The organism is Thermus sp. FJN-A, assembly GCF_054655095.1.
Genome location: NZ_BAAHSC010000190.1, coordinates 157,760 through 173,293 on the forward strand (window position 1 = coordinate 157,760; position 15,534 = coordinate 173,293).

A 15,534-nucleotide genomic window follows, 5' to 3' on the forward strand; every position below is an offset into this window, starting at 1 on the left:
CCTAAGGCTGCCTCAGGGCGGTGACCAGGGCCTGCACCACGTAGCTTCCCGCCCGCTCCTGACCGAGGAGCTCCAGGGCGAACTCCAGGCGGATCTCCAGCCAGTCTCCCGTGGGGCCGGTCTGGGTGTAGACGATCTGGGGGGTGCCATCGGCCCTGAGCCAAAGCCCCCCGTTCACCCGGTAAAGCACCTGCCGTGCGGGCAGGAGGAGTTCCCCGTTCGGGTCCTTGAGGTCGGGGATCTGCAGGAGGAGGCTCCACACCCCATTGGCGTTAGAGAAGACCTGCACGGGGAGCACCCCGCCCTCCAGGTTGCTGGCGGGGTAGGTGGCGGGAAAGGTCTTGGGTGGGTAGTCCTTAAGCTCAAAGGCGATCTGGGTGGTGGGGGTACGGAGGGCCACCGTCTCCGGGATCAGGGTCTGCACGATCCAGGTGGCCTGGGCCAAAGCGGGGGCCAGCCAGAGCAGAAGGCCAGCCAGCACGGTTCTCACGGCGTTCCTCCTTTCTCCCCTTCCTGGGAAGGGGGTGGGGCCGGGGGGGCCGCCAGGGGCACGCGCAGGGTGAAGGGCAGGTCGGCGGCCACGTCCTTGCTGGGGTCCCCGTAGTTGAGGATGGCCAAGGCGGTGTAGCTCCCCACGGGCAGGGGGCCCACCAGGGCCACGGGGAGAACCCGGACCTGCCCCGGCAGGACCACCACCTCCTCCACCTCCACCTGGGCCACCTTGCGTCCCGAGGCGTCCCGCACTTCAAAGCGCCCCGAGAGCTTCTGGGCGGTATTGCCCGTGTTCTGGTATTGCACGGCGAAGCGGTAGGGGTCCCTGGCCTCCTTGGGGGCGCTGGGGATGATGCCGGTGATGCGGCCCGCGGTCTTTAAAGGGGCTATGTTCACGTAGAAGACGTGGGCCATGCGCACCCGGAAGGTGGCCAGGGGCACGCCAGGCGGGGGGGATGGGTCCTCCGCTTCCAGGAAGAGGACCCCCCAGTGGGTGCCCGGGGCGGCGCCCTGGGGCACGGTGAGGGTGTAGGTGAGGGGGCGGGAGGCCTTGGCCTCCAGGAGGAACTCCGCCGGGGAAAAGGTGGCCCAGGGGCTGGCGCTTTCCTTAAGGGTCCCCACCGGCAGAAACTGAATCTTCCCCATGGGGTCGTAGGTCCAGTCCCCCAGGCTCGCCCGGACCCGCACCTGCCGGGTGCCCACGTTGTAGACCATCAGGGTCTGGGTAAGGCTTTCCCCCGGCCTGGCCTCCTTGAGGAGGACCGGGGGCTCCACACCCAGGGTGCTTTGGGCCAGGGCGGTGAGGGCCAGGAGGAGGATAGGGGGTAGGACGCGCTTCATGGTTCTCCTAAAAGGGGAGCCTGGCCCAAAAGGGCCAGGCTCCATCCCCGCTACCAGGCGGTGGTGGCGAGGGTGTAGGTCAGGTTCGCGGTGCTCTTGCCCCAGAGATCGCTGTTGACCTTGACGGCCACCACCACCAGGTCATCCAGCCAGCTCTTGTAGCCGCAACGCTCGGGGTTGTTGCCGGAGCGGGCGCCCGTGGGCCCGGCCTGCAGGTTCTTGGGCACGAGCTCCAGGGTGGCCCCGTTGGGAAGCTCGTAAAGGCCCGTGGCCGCACCGAAGGTGTCGCAGGGGTTGTCCTGGATGTAGAGGTGCTGGATGCCCTGGGCCCCTTCGGGGTCGTTGCGGTTCACGGTCAGGTGCCACTGCTTGCCGTTGGAGAACTTCTGCAGGATGAAGGTGCGGTAGCAGACGAAGTAGTTCTTGCTTCCCGGCACCAGTTCCCCATCCTTGTCCAGCTTAATGGGGGGGTAAGCGGTGACCGCCCCGCCGCCGTTGATGGTAACGTTGGGCCAAGCGGCCGTGCTGTAGCTGGTGCCCAGGGGCAGGGTCTGCACCTGGTTGTAGAAGTTGTTCCCCAGCTGGGTCTTCACGTCCTGGTCCCTGAGGCCGTAAACGCACACCATCTGCCCGCCGAAGTCCGGGGTGGAGTTGGGCCAGCTGGCCCCGTCCAACCCGGTGAGGTCAAAGGTGAGGGTGGTCACGTCCAGGTGCAAGGCCGTGGCCTTGGGGAGGATGAGCTCGATGGTCTGGTTCACCGCCGCCGAATCCTGGCCCTTGACGTAGGCGTCGGGCCCGTTCCCCTTGGTGGGGGAAACCGTGGGCGCCTGGGCCAAGGCCAAGGGCGCGAGAACGAGTACCGCTGCTAAAATGCCTTTGCGCATAATCTCCTCCTAATTCGTCCTGGGAAGTGGTGGCTTCCTTAGGACGTTCTCACGCTAACCCTAGGGGTGTTACGGGGGCGTTACCGCGACCGGAGCCCTAGCCCAGAGGGCGAGGCCAGGGTGTGGTAGGCTGGGGGTAAGGAAGGTAACGCTTTGTCACGCCCTATTCACGCTTCCCTTCACACCCTGCCCCTTTTTGGCAAGCCCCGGTTGCTGGCCCAGGGGAAGGAGCGGCGTCTTTCCCAGAAGGGTTTGGCCCTCCTTTACTTCCTGGCCCTCGAGGGGCCCACCACCCGGGCCCGCCTGGCCGAACTCCTCTACGGGCACGGGGCCGGCCTGCAGAACCTGCGGGTGGAGATCCACCGCCTGGCCAAGGCCTTGGGGCAGGAGGTTTTTCCCAAGGGGCAGGATCCCTTGGCCCTGCCCGACTGGATCCGGTTGGAGGCCACGGGGGAAGGGGAGGCCCTGGCGGGCCTGGAAGGGGTGGGCGGGCTTGCGGACTGGGTCCTGGGGGTGCGGGAGCGCTACCGCATCGCCCCGGAGGCCGCCGGCAGGGGGCAGCTTCTGGGGAAGCTTTCCTCCCTGCGCCCCCCCTTTCTCCTGGTGCTTAAGGGGCGGCTTGGCGCGGGCCAGCGGGCTTTTGCCCAGGCGCTGGCCGGGGTCCTGGGCCTTCCCTTCCACGAAACCCTGCGGCCCGAGGGGCTGGTGTACCTGGAGTTCCCCTACCCCCAGGTCCCCCTCCGGGACCTCTTGCGCTCCCGGGCCCTTCTGGTCTTGCGCCTTGACCCCGGGGAGGAGCCCCGGTTCTTCTTGGAGCTCCGGGCCCACTACCCCGTGGACCGCACCCAGGTGCTGGACCTCCCGCCCCTCTCCTGGCCCGAGGCCAGGGAAGGGGGGCTTCAAGGGGTGCCCTTTGCCCAGGCCGCCCGGGCCTACTTCCTTGCGGGGGGCGAGCCGGAGTGGTTTGCCGACTGGCAGGCCTGTCCCCAGGGGCCTAAGCGCCCCTTGGCCCGGCTTCGCCTGCAGGCCCGTTTCCTGAGCGAACCGGCGCGGCTGGCCCTGGAGCGGCTTTCCGTGGCCGCAGGGCCCACTCCCGAGGAGGTGCTGGACGCCCTCGAGGCCCTCCCCCATCTGGAGGAGCTGGAGCGCAAGGGCTGGCTGGCCTACCAGGGCGGGTACCGCTTTGCCAAGGAGGCGGAGCGGCGGCTTCTCTACGCCACCTTGCCCCCAGGGCGGCGGCGGGAGCTTCACGAGCGGGCGGCCACCGCCTTGGCCTTCTCGGGGCGCCGCCAGGAGGAAGCCCTGCACCGCCTGGCCTTGGGGGAACCCTTGGAAAGCCTCCTCCCCCTCTCCCTGCGCCAGGCCCTTCTGGGGAGGGGGTGGAGGACCCGGTCCCTAGGCCTGGGCCGGGAGCGGGTGCTTCTGCCCCGGGACTACGAGGGCCTATGCCCCATGGAGCAGGGCTTTGCCGTGGCCCTCTTGGAGCTAGGTCAGGAGGCCCGGATGGAACTTGAGCCCCTGGAGGAGCCCCTCGTCCTGGAGGTTTCGGGGGAGGCCTATAGCCCTGAGGATGCCCTCGGTCTTTTCCTGGAGGTGCGGGCCTCGAGGCGGGAGGGATGCGTGAGGCTGGCGGGCGTTTTCCGCCAACGCTTCCTTCTCTCCCCGGGGCCCTTGGCCTTGCGCCTCTTCGGCCTGGGGGTGGCGGAGGTCGCCTTGCGGGCCTTGGTGCCTCGGCCGGGGCAAGAGGAGGCCTGGGACCTAACGGCGGAAAAGCTGGAGAACCAGGGTGAGGAGAAGGGAAAGAACCAGGGCCGAGGTGAGGGGGATGTACACCCTTAGCCCTTCCCGCTCTATGCGGATGTCCCCGGGCAGGTGGCCGAACCAGGCGAAGAGCTTGGGGAAGTAGAGGAGCAAAACCCCAAGGAGGGCCAGGAAGAGGCCCAGGTAGAGCAAGAGCTTACCCACCTCCATCCTTCACCTCCAGATAGGCGGTGAGGGCGGCCCCCAAAAGCCCCGCGTCCGCCCCCAAGAGGGCCCGGCGCAAGGGGGGGGCCTCCCACCCTGCCAGGTAGTGGCGGTAGGCCTCCTCCAGGGCGTCCCAGTAGGCCTGGGGGGCGTTTAGGGCAAGCCCCCCGCCCACCACCACCGCCCCGGGGTCAAAGGCCTTCACCAGGCTGGCCAGGCCAAGGCCCACGTAGCGGGCGGCCTGGAGGAGGATACGCCTGGCCTTGGGCTCCCCCGCCTGGAAGAGGCGGAAGAGCTCCTTGGTGTCCACGGGCCGGTGGAAGGCGTAGGCGGCCTCCCGCTCCAGGGCGCGGCCTGCGGCCAGGGCCTCGAGGCATCCCTCCAGCCCGCAGCCGCACACCGGCCCCCCGGGGAGCAGGGTGATGTGGCCGAGCTCCCCCCCTTGCCCCCGCTCCCCCCTTAGGACCCGCCCCCCCAGGACCACGCCCCCGCCGATCCCCGTGGACACGGTGAGGAAGAGGGAGCTAGCCTCCCCCCGGGCCGCCCCTAGGTGGTGCTCGGCCAGGGCGGCGGCGTTGGCGTCGTTTTCCAGGTGGACGGGCCTCCCCGTGGCCTCCTCCAGGAGGCGGCGGATGGGGAAGTCCAAGAGCCCCGGGATGTTGGGGGTGAAACGGATGACCCCCTCCTTGAAGTCCAGGGGGCCCGGGGTGCCGAGGCCGATGGCCTCGGCCCTCACCCCCGCCTGCCCCTCCACCTCGGCCACCGCCCTCGCCAGGGCCCGGACCACCGCCTCCCCCCCCTCCTTGGGGGTGGGGAGGACTGCCTTGGCCAGGAGCCTTTCCCCGTCAAAGACCCCGGCGGCGATCTTGGTGCCGCCCAGGTCCAGGCCCACCACCCTCATGGCACCTCCTCCTCCAAGACCGCCTCCGCTTCCCCCAAGAGGGCCTCCGGCACCCACAGGCTTACGTCCCCCATGTAGGTGCCCAAGGCGGCCTCGGGGAGCCCCCCGAAAGGGGTTTCCAGGAAGACGGGGATGCCGTGGGCCTCGAGGCGGGCCTTCAGCCCCTCGGCGACGGGCCTCGGGGCGGTGAGGAGCTTGGCGTAGGGGGTTCCGGCTAGGACGCGGCGCTCCATAGGGCCTCCACCAGGCGGACGTAGTCCTGGGCTGCGGCCTCCACCTCGGCCAGGGGGATGTGCTCCTTGGGGGTGTGGGCCAGGGCGGGATCCCCCGGGCCGAAGCCCAGGACCGGGGCCCTGGCCCCCAGGTAAGGGGCGTCGGTGGTGAAGGGCCAAAGGCCCGCCTCCCCCTGCCCCAAGGCCCGGAGGGCGGCCCGGAGGAGGGGGTGGTCTTCGGCCAGGTGGTAGGGGGGCCAGAGGGCGGGGAGGGTCATGCGCACCTCCCCGGAGGCCCTCTCCTCCTCGGGGACGTAGACCGAGGCGGGGCCCAGGGTCCTGAGCCTTTCCAGGAGGGTGTCCAGGTCCCCCTCGGGCTCGTAGCGCACGTCCAGGTAGAGGCGCACCACCCCCGGGGTCTGGTTTCGCGCCCCGGGGTAGGTGTCCACCCGGGTGGGGGTGAGCTTGAGGCCGGGAAGGGGGGGGAGGGCCTTCAGGGCCAGGAGGTAGTCGGCCAGGTCAAAGAGGGGGTTTTCCGGACCCGAGAGGGCCGCGTGGGCCTCCTCCCCCTCGAAGTCCGCCCACACCTCCGCCCGGCCCCGGTGGCCCCGCATGAGCCGCCTTCCCGAGGGCTCCCCCAGGATGAAGGCCGAGGGGGAGAGCCTCCCGGCCGCGTGCCGACTCCCCAGGCCCCCCACCTCCTCCTGCACCGTGGCGAGGAGGCGCACCCGCCCCCCAAGCCGCCCCTGGGAGAGGGCCTCCAGGGCCAAGAGCATGGCCACCAGGGGGCCTTTCATGTCCACCGCCCCCCGGCCCCAGACCGCTCCCTCGGCCACCGCCCCCTGGGGGTGGGGCCAGCGGGCCGGGTCCCCCACGGGCACCACGTCCAGGTGCCCGGCGAGGACCACCTCGGGCTCCTCCTCCCCCAAGAGGGCCTCCACGTTCCCCGCCTCGTCCAGGGTGGCCTCGAGGCCCAGGCCCTTCAGGGCCTCCAGGAGGAGCCCTGCCGCCTCCCCCTCCTGCCCGGGGGGGCTTTCCGCCTGGAGAAGGCGGGAGAGAAGCCTGACCCAGTCCACGGCCCTATCCTACACCCCGGCCCGAGGAGGCGGCGTAAAGGGCGATTCCCAGGGCCACGGAGGCGTTCAAGGACTCCGCCTCCTCCCGGATGGGGATGCGGAAGAGCTCGTCGCAGGCCTCCCGCACCAGCCTCCGCATCCCCTCCCCCTCCGAGCCCACCACCAGGGCCAGGGGTCGCTTGAAGTCCAGCGCCCCTGGGGTTTTCTCCCCCCGCACGTCCAGCCCGTAGACCCAAAGCCCCTTGGCCTTCACCCCCTCGAGGGCCCGGGGCAGGTTCTTCACCCGGATTAGGGGAAGCTTTAAAGCGGCCCCGGCGCTGGCCTTGAGGGCCAGGGGGGAGAGGGGGGCGCTTCGCCTTTCCTCGGAGACCACCCCGTGGGCCCCGAGGGCCAGGGCGCTCCGGATCATGGCCCCGTAGTTTCTGGGGTCGGTGATCCCGTCCAGGAAGACCAAGAGGGGCATCTCCCCCCGCGCCTCCGCCAGGCGGAGGGCCTCTTCCAGGGAGGCGTAGCGGGGTTCCTCCACCTCCGCCGCCAGGCCCTGGTGGTGGGTGGTCCTGAGGAGGGTGTCCAGCTCAATGCGGGGCACCAGGGTGTACGCCGCCCCCAGCCGTTCCAGCTCCCTAAGAAGCCAGCCCTCCACCCCCCGGGCCACCAGGACGCGCCGCACCCGGCCTTCCCTGAGGGCCTCGAGGACCGGGTTTCGCCCGTAGATCCACATGGGCTCAGTCTACGCGGGCCCGCCTGCCCGGTGGGGCACGGTATGATGAGGGGGAAGGAGGCCTTATGTACCGGACCATCCTCATGCCCACGGACGGGAGCCCCTGCAGCTTCCAGGCCATTGAGCATGGCCTTGCCCTGGCGAGGGCCCTTTCGGCCAAGGTGCACTTCCTCTACGTCCTGGAGAACCCGGCCCAGGCCATCTGGATCGCGCCGGAGAGCGTTCCTTACGGCCTGGAGCTTCTGGAGGACCTGAGGAAGGCGGGGGAAGAGGCCATCCAGAAGGCCCTTGCCCTGGCCCAGGAGAAGGGGGTGGAGGCCACGGGGGAGGTGAAGGAGGGGGTACCCATCCCCACCATCGTGGAGGCGGCCAAGGGGTTTGACCTCCTGGTGATGGGCACCCACGGGCGAACGGGCCTGGACAAGCTCCTCCTGGGCTCGGTGACCGAGGGGGTCCTCCACCGGGTTTCCGTCCCCGTCCTGGTGGTCCGCTGCCGCTAGATGCGCCTCCTCTCCGTCTTCGTCTCCTCGCGCCTTGCCCCGGAGGACCCCCGCTACGCCAGGCTGGTCCGCTACGGGGAGGTGATCGGGGAAGAGGGGTTTGGCCTGGCCTCCGGCGGCTACCAGGGGGGGATGGAGGCCCTGGCCCGGGGGGTGAAGGCCAAGGGGGGGTTGGTGGTGGGGGTCACGGCGCCCCACCTCTTCCCCGAGCGGAAGGGGCCTAACCCCCACGTGGACCTGGAGCTTCCCGCCGCCACCCTTCCCGAGCGCATCGGCCGCCTCTTGGACCTGGGGGCGGGGTACCTGGCCCTCCCCGGGGGGGTGGGCACTTTGGCGGAGCTCGTCCTGGCGTGGAACCTCCTCTACCTGCGGCGGGGCCTGGGGAGGCCCTTGGCCGTGGACCCCTACTGGCTTTCCCTCCTCAAGGCCCACGGGGAGATCTCCCCGGAGGACCTCGCCCTCCTCCAGGTGGTGGAGGACGAGGAGGATCTCCGGCGCTTTTTGCGAAGCCTATGAGCGAGAGCGTGGTGGTCTACGTGCCCGACCTGGGCCAGGGGGTGAGCTTTTACCAGGCCCTGGGCCTGGCCCTGGAGGAGCTCATCCCCGGGCGGGAGGCCCTCTTGGCCCCGGGGGAGGGTCCCCTCCTCCTCCTGCGCCCGGGGGCGGGGGGGGTGGAGCGGGGGCCGCAGCGACCCAGGCCCGAGGGGCGGGGCTTCGCCCGCCTCCGCCTGGAGGAGGGGCGGCTGGTCCTTTGGGTGGAAAACCTGGACCACGAGAAGCTCCGCCTCGCCAAGTACGGCCTGGCCTTCCGCGAGGCGGGGGACCACCTCCTCCTCTTTGACCCGGGGGAGAACCCCCTTTTGGTGCGGCAGGGCCCGTGATGCCACCCCGGGAGAGGGCCCGGTAGGGATTTGCGGAGCCTTGGGGGTGAACGACAAAGGGTATGAGGCTCTGGCTTTTGGATCTAGACGACACCCTCCTCCAGGACCACGGGGTAAGCCAGGAGGTCCTGGAGGCCCTGGGGCGGGAGGCGGGGGTGGAGGGGCTTTACCCCGCGGTGCGGGAGCGGGCCGAGGCCCTCTTCCGGGAGGCTCCCTTCTACCCCTGGGCGGAGCGCGTGGGCCACTCCGCCCTCGAGGCCCTCTGGGCCCGGTACTCCACCCCGGGGCTCGAGGCCCTGGCGGCGTGGGCCTGGCCTTTCCGGGAAAGGGTCTTTCGCGAGGCCTTGGCCCGCCTTGGGGGCCCCGTGGCCAGGGCGCGGGAACTGGCCGAGGCCTTCTTCCGGGAAAGGCGGCGCTACCCCCTCTTCCCTGAGGCCCCGGATTTCCTTAAGGCTTTGCGGGAGGCGGGGGCGGGCCTCGCCCTCCTCACCAACGGGGTTCCCGACCTCCAGAGGGAGAAGCTCGCGGGGGCCGGGCTTCTGGAGGCCTTTGACCTCACCCTGATCTCCGGGGAGGTGGGCCTGGGAAAGCCCGACCCCAGGCTCTTCCGCATGGCCCTCTGCGCCTTCGGCGTGGGCCCGGAGGAGGCGGTGATGGTGGGGGACAACCCCGAGCGGGACGTGAAAGGGGCCCTGGCCGCGGGGATAAGGGCCGTCTTCGTCCACCGGGGCCACCGCCTCCCCGACCCCCGCTACCCCGCCCACCTGGAGGTGCGGGACCTAAGGGAGGCCTTGGCCCTCCTTTCGTGACTTGGGCAGGGACGGGGCCGGGCTTTGCCGGTAGACTTCCCCCATGCACGAGGCGCTCCTTTTCCTCCACAGCTGGGTTCGCTGGGCGGTCTTGCTCTTTGGCCTCTGGGCCCTCCTCCGGCCCGAGACCCGCCCGGGGGCCCTCTTCGCCCACACCCTCACCCTCCAGGTGGTCCTGGGGGTGGTCCTGGCCTTCGTGAGCCCCCTTTTCCAAGGGGCCTTGGCCGCCCTGGGCGAGGTCTTAAGGACCCCCGGGGAGGCCCGCTACTTCGTGGCCGAGCACTGGGTGGGGGGGCTTGTGGCCCTGGGCCTGGCCCACGCGGGGCTGGCCCGGGCGCGGAAGGGCAGGCCCGGGGCGAGGCTCCTCTTCGCCCTGGCCCTTTTGATCCTCTTCCTCTCCATTCCCTGGTTCCGGCCCCTGGTGCGGCTTTAGAGGAGGGAGGCCACGGGCACGGGAAGCCCGGGGAAGGCCCTGGGGGAGAGGGTGTCCCCGGGGCCTAGGGCGTGGTGTTCCCGGTAGCCCTCGGGGGAAGGGTCCAGGAAGCGGTGGACCCTCCCCTCCGCGAGGTCCACCACCCAGACCTCCTGGACCCCGTGCCGGGCGTAGAGGGGGGCCTTCACCTCCCGGTCGTAGGCCCCCGAGGCATCGGCCACCTCCACCAGAAGAAGGACGTCCTCGGGGCCCGGATGGGCCTCGGCGTAGAGGTCCTCCCGGGGCTTTAGGAGGAGGAGGTCGGGCTGGGGTTCGCTATGGGGGCTCAGGCGCAGGGGGTCCTGCACGGCGAGGAGGCACAGGCCTTGGGTTTCCAAGGGGGTGAAGAGGCGACGGAGGCGACGGAGGCAGGCGGCATGGCGGCTACCGATGGGGCTCATCTGCCAGATCTCTCCTTCCAGGAGCTCCACCCGGTCGTCTTCCCCGAGGAGGCCCGCCTGGGCCATGCGGTGGAACTCCTCCACGCTGAAGCGCCGACGCACCGGGGTCATCCCCTTTATCCTACATAGGCCAAAGCCCCATACCCCACCACCCGCTCCCGCCCTCCCCCGGCCTCGGCGCTGGTGGCGTAGGCGAGGAGCCGGGGTTTCCACCCCAGGGCCCGGGCCAAGGCGGTTAGGGTGCCCCAGGGGAGCCGGCCGCACGCCTCCCCTTGGGCCACCCCCTCGGCGTCCAGGGCCAGGGCCCGCTCCAGGGTCTTGGCGTCCAGCTTCCGGGCCACGGGGTCGGGGTGGTAGTGGGAGAGGTCGCTGGAGGCCACCACCAGGTCCTTTGGGCCCAGTTCCGGGAGGAGGGCTTCCGCCACCTCCCCTGGGTCCACCTCCCCGAAGAGGAGGGGGAGGATGGGGGTTTGGGGGAGGGCCACCTGGAGGAAGGGGAGGAGGACCTCGAGGCTATGCTCCTCCAGGAAGGGCTCCCGGTAGGCGCGAAAGGGCGCTCCTTGGCCGAGAAGCCTCCTCCCCCCCTCCAGGTCCACCGCCACCTCCCCCAAGGGGGTGCGCCAGGCCCGGTAGGGGAAGAAGGCCACCCCGGAGAAGGCCACGAAGTGGCTTGGCCCCAGGAGGAAAACCCGCCTCGCCTTTCCCCGCCAGGCGGAGAGGGCCCGGAAGGCCTCCGCCATCACCCTGCCCGCGTAGGCGTAGCCCGCATGGGGGGAGAGGACCCCCCGGACCCCGGGTAGGGGTGGGGTGCGGGCCACGGCCAGGAGGGCTTCCACCTCCTCCTCCAGGGCCGCCTTTTCCCCGGGGTAAAAATACCCCGCCACCCGAGGGGGCCTCACCAGGTCCATACGCCGGGGATGCGCTGGCCGCACCCGGGGCAGACCCCCGGGGCCTCCCACAGGGCCTCCACCCGGTAGCCCCGCCGACGCACCAGGAGCCTGCCGCAGTCCGGGCAATAGGTGGAGCTCCTTTCCTCGTCCAGGACGTTGCCCACGTACACGAACCTCAGGCCCTCCTCCTTGGCGATGGCGTGGGCCCGGACCAGGGTGGCGTGCCGGGTGGGCCTCAGGTCCAGCATGCGGTAGTCGGGGTGGGCGGCGGTGAGGTGCCAGGGAATGTCGGGGGAGAGCCCCTTGAGGAAGCGGGCCATGGCCCGGACCTCCTCGTCCGAGTCGTTGTAGCCCTCCAGGAGAAGCGTGGTGACCTCCACCCACACCCCGCTGGCCACCAGGCGCTCCAGGCTTTCCAGAACGGGTTTGAGCCGGGCCCCGCAGACCTCCCGGTAGAACTTCTCGGTGAAACCCTTCAGGTCCACGTTGGCCGCGTCCAGGTGGGGCCTTATGTAGTCCCAGGCCTCTTTGGTTTCAAAGCCGCTCGTCACGAAGACGTTCTTCATCCCCCGCGCCTTGGCCAGGCGGGCGGTGTCGTGGGCGTACTCTATCCAGACGGCGGGCTCGTTGTAGGTGTAGGCGAGAAGCCTTACGCCCAAGGCCTCGGCCTCCGCCACGAGGCGCTCTGGGGGCCAGTCCTCGCCGATGGGGCGGTCCAGGCGCCCTTCCGGAGAGACCCGGAACTCCCGGAACTGGGAGATCTGCCAGTTCTGGCAGAAGGCGCAGAAGAGGTTGCACCCCACGGTGCCGAGGGAGAGGATGCCTTCCCCGGGGTGGAAGTGGTAGAGGGGCTTCTTCTCCACCGGGTCCAGGTGAAGGGCGGCCGCCTTGCCGTAGGTGACCAGGTAGAGCCTGCCCCCGAAGTTGCGCCGCACCCCGCACTTGCCCGCCCCTCCTTCGGGAACGGCGCAGTAGTGGGCGCAGGCCCGGCACTGCACGTACCCTTTGGGCAGGGGCCGGACCAGGTCGGCCTCCCTGAGGGTAACGGTGAGCGTCATTTCATAGGGCCCGCTTTCATCTTAGCACGGGGCCCTCCTGGGGGGTGGCCGGAGGGGCGCGTAGACTGGAAGCGTGGCCGCTTTTCCCCCCGAGCGGGAGGAGGACTTCGCCCCCTTTTTGCCCGAGGAGGTGGCGCGCCGCGGCCTGGCCTACTTCAAGGAGGGCCGGGTGCGCCGCATCTTCCGGGTGGGGGAGAGGCTTTTGGGGGAGGTGCAGGGCTCCGAGCCTGGGCCCTACCGGGTGGAGGTGGGGCCGGGGCTTGTGGGGAGCTGCACCTGCCCCTACCCCTTCTTCCCCTGCAAGCACGCGGCCGCCCTCCTCTACGCCTACCTGGAAAGGCGGCCCGAGGACTTGTGGCCCCGCCTGGAGGCCCTCTCCCCCGAGGAGGCCAAGGGGCTTCTCCTGAGGCTTGCCGCCCTCCCCGAGGTGGCCTTCCTCCTTAAGGAGGCCCTGGCCCCGGAGGGGGCCTTCCTGGAGGGGGTACGGGCCATGCGCCAGGCCTTTCGCCTGGGCGGGGGGGAGGAGGAGGCCAAGGGGCTTCTCCTGCGCCTGGACCGGGCGGGGCGGAAGGAGGTGGAGGCCCTTTTGCAGGCCCTGCCCGAGGCCCCCTTTGACCCCGAGCCCTACCTGGAGGCCGCCTTGGCCCGCTACCTGGACCTCTCCCCGGGGCTTCCCTTCCTCCTCGGCCTCTACCTGCGCCACCCCTCGGAGGGGGTGCGGGAGGCCTTTCTGCGGGCGGCGGAGGGGAGGCCGGAGGAGGCCCTGGCCCTCCTCCGGGGTCCGGACCCCATGGGCCTCAAGCGGGGGCTCAAGGCCGAGCACCTCTTCCGCCTGGGGCGGGTGGAGGAGGCCCTGGAGGTCCTGCGGGAGGGCCTCGAGGGGGTGGAGGACTACCTGGCCTTCGTGGAGCGCCTCCTCGCCCTGGGGAGGCGGGAGGAGGCCCTGCGCTACGCGGAGGAGGCGGTGGCCTGGTTCGGCCAAGACCCCAGGCTCCTCCCCCTTTTGGACCTCCTCGTGGCCCACCGGGGGCTTCCCGAGGACCACCGGGCCCGCTTTCGCCTAAGGCCAGGCCTCGAGGACTACCTGGCCCTCAAGGCCAAGCTGGGCCGGGCCTTCGCCCAGGAGCGCCAGGCCCTCCTGCGCCAGGTGCAAGACCCCGCCCTCCTCGCCCGCATCTACCTCCTGGAGGAGGACTGGAAGGCCCTGGACCGCCTCCTCAAGCGGGCTTCCCCGGAGGCCTACCCCGCCCTCGCCGAGGCCCTGGAGGAGAGGCTTCCCCAGGAGGCGGCCCGGCTTTACCTGGAGGCGGCCAAGGCCCGGGTGGAGGCGGGGGGGCGGGCGGCCTACCGGGAGGCGGCGGGGCTTCTTGTGCGGCTTTCCCGCCTGGACCCCAAGGGGGCCCGGGAGGCCGCTTGGACCCTGGTTCGGGCCTATCCGAGGCGGCGGGCCCTGCGGGAGGAGCTCGCCCCCCTCTTGGGGAGTCCTCATGAACCTCACCCATAATGAGCCCGTGGAGCGCTTCCCCTGGGTGGAGGTCTTCCGGGGGCTCGCCATCCTCGAGGTGGTCCTGCACCACGTGACGGGCCGGTTCCTGCGGGAGCTCTCCCACGGGAGCCCGGAGTGGCTCCTCCTGGCGGGGGTGAACCGCACCCTGCACTTCGCGGTGCCCGCCTTCCTCTTCATGACCACCCTGGTCCTGGGGGCCTCCTTCTACCGGGAGTTCCGCCTGGGCCGCTACCTGGGAAACCGCGCCCTGCGCCTCCTCTGGCCCTACCTCCTTTGGAGCGGCCTGTACCTGGCCTTCCGCTACTGGGACCACGGGGTCTTCCAGCCCGAGCGCCTTTTCCACCAGCTCCTCTGGGGCAAGGCCTACTTCCACCTCTACTTCCTGGCCCTGGCCCTGCAGCTCACCCTCCTCCTGCCCTTCTTCGTCCCCCTCCTCAGGCGGCGGCCCCACGGGGCCTGGTTTCTCCTCCTGGGGGTGGGGCTCACCCTCCTGGTCTACTTCCTGAACCGCCAGTACCGCTTCCTGCCCTACCCCGGGAGCTTCGTCCTCTGGTACCTCCCCGCCATCGCCTTGGGCCTCTACCTGGCGAGCCGCCTCGAGGCCCTCCCCCGCCTCCTGCGGTACTGGCCCCTGGGGCTTCTGGCCGCGGGCCTTGGGCTTTGGGGCTACCTGCCCCTGGCCCTGAACGCCCTGCAACGGATTCCCGTGAACACCTTCCACTACCAGGCCTTCCACTGGCTTTTCACCACGGGGATGGCCTTCCTGCTCCTGGCCCTGGCCCACGCCCTGGCCCGCACCCCCCTGCGGGGCCCCTTGGCCTTCTTGGGCCGCTACTCCCTGCAGATCTACCTGGTGCACCCCATGGTGATGCGCCTTCTGGAGAAGTACCCGGGCTTCCCCGAGCCTTTGGGCCTGAAGCCCGCCTTCGCCGTCTACCTGGCCCTGGCCCTCCTTCTCCCCCTCCTCCTCGCCCGCCTCCTGGCCCGCGCCCGGGTCTCGCCGGTGGTGTTCGGCCGCTGATGGGAAGGGCTTGGCTTTTCCTCTTCCTCCTTCCCCTCCTGGGGGCGGAGGTGGGGCCTGCCCCCTTGGAGAGGGTGCCCGGGGGGGTCTTCTACCGCCGGGAGGGGGTGCGGCTTTTCGCGGAGGCGTGCTTCCCTTCAGGCCCCCCCATGGGCGCCCTCCTCCTCGTGCCGGGGGGGTTCGACCCCCCCACGGAGACCATGCGAGCGCGGTGCCGCCTGTGGGCAGAAAGGGGCTTCCTGGCCCTGGTACCCCACCTCCGGGGCCGGGGGAAAAGCGGCGGGCGCATCACGGGGTGCCTGGAGGAGGCGGAGGACCTGGCCCTCCTGGCCCGGCTCCTCCCCCGCCTGGGGGTGGGGCGCCACGCCTACGCGGGCTACTCCCTGGGGGCCTGCGTGGCCCTGAAGGCCGCCGCCCTGGAGGGGAGGGCCCGGGGGGTGGCCTTCGTCATCGGGCCCGTGAACTTCGCCGAACAGGTGGCCCTCCTCCGCCGCACCCGCCCCGAGGCCCTCATGCGGTGGCGGGAGGTCTTCGGTGCCCTACCCGAGGAGTGCCCGGCCTGCTACGCCCGGCAGAGCCCCCTGCCCCACGCGGCCAGGCTCCAGGCTACCCTCCTGGTCCTGCAGGGGGGAAACGACCCCCTCATCCCCGCCACCCAGGCCTGCCACCTGCGGGACGTCCGGGAGGGGATGGGGCGGCGGGTCCACCAGGTGGCCCTCACCCGGGAGGGAACGCCCTGGCCCCTTCCCCTCACCAAGGGGCGGGCCTGCCTCCGCCCCACGGGCTTTGGCCCCCCGGGGGAGGACCACCTCGTCCTCTTCCCCGACCTCCACCACGCGGTGGTACCGGCCATGGAGGCCCTGCTGGAGGGGTTTCTTTTGGCCTGGTTCCGCCCTTGACAAGC

At 70.9% G+C, this 15,534-nt stretch carries 20 protein-coding genes; 9 read left to right on the plus strand and 11 right to left on the minus strand.

The features are described from left to right. Position 1: 1 nt before the first annotated feature. The 3 genes from ACYQ0J_RS08385 to ACYQ0J_RS08395 are packed head-to-tail and all read right to left on the minus strand — an operon-like array spanning position 2 to position 2,216. Complete coding sequence (locus ACYQ0J_RS08385; protein ID WP_460171705.1) at positions 2-490, minus strand: hypothetical protein; 489 nt, start codon at positions 488-490, stop codon at positions 2-4. Further along, positions 487-1,332, minus strand: coding sequence for a hypothetical protein (locus ACYQ0J_RS08390; protein ID WP_460171706.1), 846 nt, complete (start codon positions 1,330-1,332; stop codon positions 487-489). Before ACYQ0J_RS08390 ends, ACYQ0J_RS08385 begins: the two co-directional genes overlap by 4 nt. A gap of 50 nt (positions 1,333-1,382) precedes the next feature. After that, a complete protein-coding gene (locus ACYQ0J_RS08395; protein ID WP_460171707.1) occupies positions 1,383-2,216 on the minus strand; it encodes a hypothetical protein in 834 nt (277 codons plus the stop codon). Between the two features lie 153 nt (positions 2,217-2,369). Here ACYQ0J_RS08395 and ACYQ0J_RS08400 point away from each other — a divergent pair, with 153 nt between their 5' ends. Continuing rightward, positions 2,370-4,055 carry a hypothetical protein gene (locus ACYQ0J_RS08400; RefSeq protein ID WP_460171708.1) on the plus strand — a complete coding sequence of 562 codons (1,686 nt, stop codon included), beginning with the start codon at positions 2,370-2,372 and terminating at the stop codon, positions 4,053-4,055. Here ACYQ0J_RS08400 and ACYQ0J_RS08405 read toward each other — a convergent pair. From ACYQ0J_RS08405 to rlmB, 5 genes are read right to left on the minus strand one after another with little or no spacing between them, the layout of a single operon-like run. Further along, positions 3,975-4,187 (minus strand): DUF2905 family protein, encoded by a 213-nt coding sequence (locus ACYQ0J_RS08405; RefSeq protein ID WP_460171709.1) that lies wholly within the window; start codon positions 4,185-4,187, stop codon positions 3,975-3,977. The genes ACYQ0J_RS08400 and ACYQ0J_RS08405 overlap by 81 nt on opposite strands. Further along, entirely contained in the window at positions 4,174-5,082 is a 909-nt protein-coding gene (locus ACYQ0J_RS08410; RefSeq protein WP_460171710.1) for a glucokinase, read from the minus strand. Before ACYQ0J_RS08410 ends, ACYQ0J_RS08405 begins: the two co-directional genes overlap by 14 nt. Then, a complete protein-coding gene (locus ACYQ0J_RS08415; protein WP_460171711.1) occupies positions 5,079-5,315 on the minus strand; it encodes a putative signal transducing protein in 237 nt (78 codons plus the stop codon). The genes ACYQ0J_RS08410 and ACYQ0J_RS08415 overlap by 4 nt, the downstream gene beginning before the upstream one ends. After that, positions 5,297-6,370 carry a M20 family metallopeptidase gene (locus ACYQ0J_RS08420; protein ID WP_460171712.1) on the minus strand — a complete coding sequence of 358 codons (1,074 nt, stop codon included), beginning with the start codon at positions 6,368-6,370 and terminating at the stop codon, positions 5,297-5,299. The genes ACYQ0J_RS08415 and ACYQ0J_RS08420 overlap by 19 nt, the downstream gene beginning before the upstream one ends. A gap of 4 nt (positions 6,371-6,374) precedes the next feature. Next, on the minus strand, positions 6,375-7,091 hold the full coding sequence (gene rlmB, locus ACYQ0J_RS08425) for a 23S rRNA (guanosine(2251)-2'-O)-methyltransferase RlmB (protein WP_460171713.1): 717 nt from the start codon (positions 7,089-7,091) through the stop codon (positions 6,375-6,377). Between the two features lie 65 nt (positions 7,092-7,156). On the opposite strand from rlmB, the gene ACYQ0J_RS08430 reads away from it, so the two are divergent. The 5 genes from ACYQ0J_RS08430 (at position 7,157) to ACYQ0J_RS08450 (ending at position 9,714) form a co-directional block, all read left to right on the plus strand. After that, a complete protein-coding gene (locus ACYQ0J_RS08430; RefSeq protein WP_460171714.1) occupies positions 7,157-7,591 on the plus strand; it encodes a universal stress protein in 435 nt (144 codons plus the stop codon). Further along, entirely contained in the window at positions 7,592-8,107 is a 516-nt protein-coding gene (locus ACYQ0J_RS08435; protein WP_460171715.1) for an LOG family protein, read from the plus strand. Next, positions 8,104-8,472 carry a VOC family protein gene (locus ACYQ0J_RS08440; protein ID WP_460171716.1) on the plus strand — a complete coding sequence of 123 codons (369 nt, stop codon included), beginning with the start codon at positions 8,104-8,106 and terminating at the stop codon, positions 8,470-8,472. Before ACYQ0J_RS08435 ends, ACYQ0J_RS08440 begins: the two co-directional genes overlap by 4 nt. 62 nt (positions 8,473-8,534) lie before the next feature. Further along, complete coding sequence (locus tag ACYQ0J_RS08445; RefSeq protein ID WP_460171717.1) at positions 8,535-9,281, plus strand: HAD family hydrolase; 747 nt, start codon at positions 8,535-8,537, stop codon at positions 9,279-9,281. A gap of 43 nt (positions 9,282-9,324) precedes the next feature. Continuing rightward, entirely contained in the window at positions 9,325-9,714 is a 390-nt protein-coding gene (locus ACYQ0J_RS08450) for a hypothetical protein (RefSeq protein ID WP_460171718.1), read from the plus strand. Here ACYQ0J_RS08450 and ACYQ0J_RS08455 read toward each other — a convergent pair. The 3 genes from ACYQ0J_RS08455 to amrS are packed head-to-tail and all read right to left on the minus strand — an operon-like array spanning position 9,711 to position 12,102. Continuing rightward, a complete protein-coding gene (locus ACYQ0J_RS08455) occupies positions 9,711-10,265 on the minus strand; it encodes a Uma2 family endonuclease (protein ID WP_460171719.1) in 555 nt (184 codons plus the stop codon). The two genes, ACYQ0J_RS08450 and ACYQ0J_RS08455, sit on opposite strands and share 4 nt — an antisense overlap. Positions 10,266-10,270: 5 nt before the next feature. Next, the gene (gene amrB, locus ACYQ0J_RS08460; protein WP_460171720.1) at positions 10,271-11,062 is read right to left on the minus strand and encodes an AmmeMemoRadiSam system protein B; all 792 of its coding nucleotides are present in this window, start codon (positions 11,060-11,062) and stop codon (positions 10,271-10,273) included. After that, positions 11,050-12,102 (minus strand): AmmeMemoRadiSam system radical SAM enzyme, encoded by a 1,053-nt coding sequence (gene amrS / locus ACYQ0J_RS08465; protein ID WP_460171721.1) that lies wholly within the window; start codon positions 12,100-12,102, stop codon positions 11,050-11,052. The genes amrB and amrS overlap by 13 nt, the downstream gene beginning before the upstream one ends. Positions 12,103-12,175: 73 nt before the next feature. Here amrS and ACYQ0J_RS08470 point away from each other — a divergent pair, with 73 nt between their 5' ends. The 3 genes from ACYQ0J_RS08470 to ACYQ0J_RS08480 are packed head-to-tail and all read left to right on the plus strand — an operon-like array spanning position 12,176 to position 15,529. Continuing rightward, positions 12,176-13,606 (plus strand): SWIM zinc finger family protein, encoded by a 1,431-nt coding sequence (locus ACYQ0J_RS08470; protein ID WP_460171722.1) that lies wholly within the window; start codon positions 12,176-12,178, stop codon positions 13,604-13,606. Beyond that, positions 13,590-14,630 (plus strand): acyltransferase family protein, encoded by a 1,041-nt coding sequence (locus ACYQ0J_RS08475; protein ID WP_460171723.1) that lies wholly within the window; start codon positions 13,590-13,592, stop codon positions 14,628-14,630. The genes ACYQ0J_RS08470 and ACYQ0J_RS08475 overlap by 17 nt, the downstream gene beginning before the upstream one ends. After that, complete coding sequence (locus ACYQ0J_RS08480) at positions 14,630-15,529, plus strand: alpha/beta hydrolase family protein (protein ID WP_460171724.1); 900 nt, start codon at positions 14,630-14,632, stop codon at positions 15,527-15,529. Before ACYQ0J_RS08475 ends, ACYQ0J_RS08480 begins: the two co-directional genes overlap by 1 nt. Positions 15,530-15,534 lie beyond the last annotated feature (5 nt).

Excerpts from the sequence above, each read along its gene's own strand:
- ACYQ0J_RS08475 (WP_460171723.1), top strand. The coding sequence starts at position 13,590 with ATGAACCTCACCCATAATGAGCCCGTGGAGCGCTTCCCCTGGGTGGAG.
- ACYQ0J_RS08435 (WP_460171715.1), top strand. The coding sequence starts at position 7,592 with ATGCGCCTCCTCTCCGTCTTCGTCTCCTCGCGCCTTGCCCCGGAGGAC.
- ACYQ0J_RS08430 (WP_460171714.1), top strand. The coding sequence starts at position 7,157 with ATGTACCGGACCATCCTCATGCCCACGGACGGGAGCCCCTGCAGCTTC.
- ACYQ0J_RS08410 (WP_460171710.1), bottom strand. The coding sequence starts at position 5,082 with ATGAGGGTGGTGGGCCTGGACCTGGGCGGCACCAAGATCGCCGCCGGG.
- ACYQ0J_RS08415 (WP_460171711.1), bottom strand. The coding sequence starts at position 5,315 with ATGGAGCGCCGCGTCCTAGCCGGAACCCCCTACGCCAAGCTCCTCACC.
- ACYQ0J_RS08390 (WP_460171706.1), bottom strand. The coding sequence starts at position 1,332 with ATGAAGCGCGTCCTACCCCCTATCCTCCTCCTGGCCCTCACCGCCCTG.
- ACYQ0J_RS08440 (WP_460171716.1), top strand. The coding sequence starts at position 8,104 with ATGAGCGAGAGCGTGGTGGTCTACGTGCCCGACCTGGGCCAGGGGGTG.
- amrS (WP_460171721.1), bottom strand. The coding sequence starts at position 12,102 with ATGACGCTCACCGTTACCCTCAGGGAGGCCGACCTGGTCCGGCCCCTG.
- ACYQ0J_RS08405 (WP_460171709.1), bottom strand. The coding sequence starts at position 4,187 with ATGGAGGTGGGTAAGCTCTTGCTCTACCTGGGCCTCTTCCTGGCCCTC.
- ACYQ0J_RS08455 (WP_460171719.1), bottom strand. The coding sequence starts at position 10,265 with ATGACCCCGGTGCGTCGGCGCTTCAGCGTGGAGGAGTTCCACCGCATG.
- rlmB (WP_460171713.1), bottom strand. The coding sequence starts at position 7,091 with ATGTGGATCTACGGGCGAAACCCGGTCCTCGAGGCCCTCAGGGAAGGC.
- amrB (WP_460171720.1), bottom strand. The coding sequence starts at position 11,062 with ATGGACCTGGTGAGGCCCCCTCGGGTGGCGGGGTATTTTTACCCCGGG.
- ACYQ0J_RS08480 (WP_460171724.1), top strand. The coding sequence starts at position 14,630 with ATGGGAAGGGCTTGGCTTTTCCTCTTCCTCCTTCCCCTCCTGGGGGCG.
- ACYQ0J_RS08450 (WP_460171718.1), top strand. The coding sequence starts at position 9,325 with ATGCACGAGGCGCTCCTTTTCCTCCACAGCTGGGTTCGCTGGGCGGTC.
- ACYQ0J_RS08395 (WP_460171707.1), bottom strand. The coding sequence starts at position 2,216 with ATGCGCAAAGGCATTTTAGCAGCGGTACTCGTTCTCGCGCCCTTGGCC.
- ACYQ0J_RS08445 (WP_460171717.1), top strand. The coding sequence starts at position 8,535 with ATGAGGCTCTGGCTTTTGGATCTAGACGACACCCTCCTCCAGGACCAC.